The organism is Brevibacillus sp. SIMBA_040 (assembly GCF_046535075.1).
In the GTDB taxonomy this organism is placed as follows: domain Bacteria; phylum Bacillota; class Bacilli; order Brevibacillales; family Brevibacillaceae; genus Brevibacillus.
Genome location: NZ_JAWRXI010000147.1, coordinates 1 through 278 on the forward strand (window position 1 = coordinate 1; position 278 = coordinate 278).

1 rRNA gene is annotated in these 278 nt (G+C 59.7%); it reads right to left on the reverse strand.

What is annotated here, in order from left to right:
• A 16S ribosomal RNA gene (locus SB752_RS32330) occupies positions 1-278 on the reverse strand; the annotation flags it as partial.

Genomic DNA, 278 nt, shown 5'->3' on the forward strand with positions numbered 1-278 from the left:
ACCCTCGCGGGCTAGCGTCCCGTTGTACCAACCATTGTAGCACGGGTGTAGCCCAGGTCATAAGGGGCATGATGATTTGACGTCATCCCCGCCTTCCTCCATCTTGTCGACGGCAGTCTCTCTAGAGTGCCCAACTGAATGCTGGCAACTAAAGATAAGGGTTGCGCTCGTTGCGCGACTTACCCCAACCTCTCCCGACACGAGCGGACGCCAACCATGCACCACCTCTCACCGCTGCCCCGACGGGAAGCTCTGTCTCCAGAGCGGTCAGCGGGATG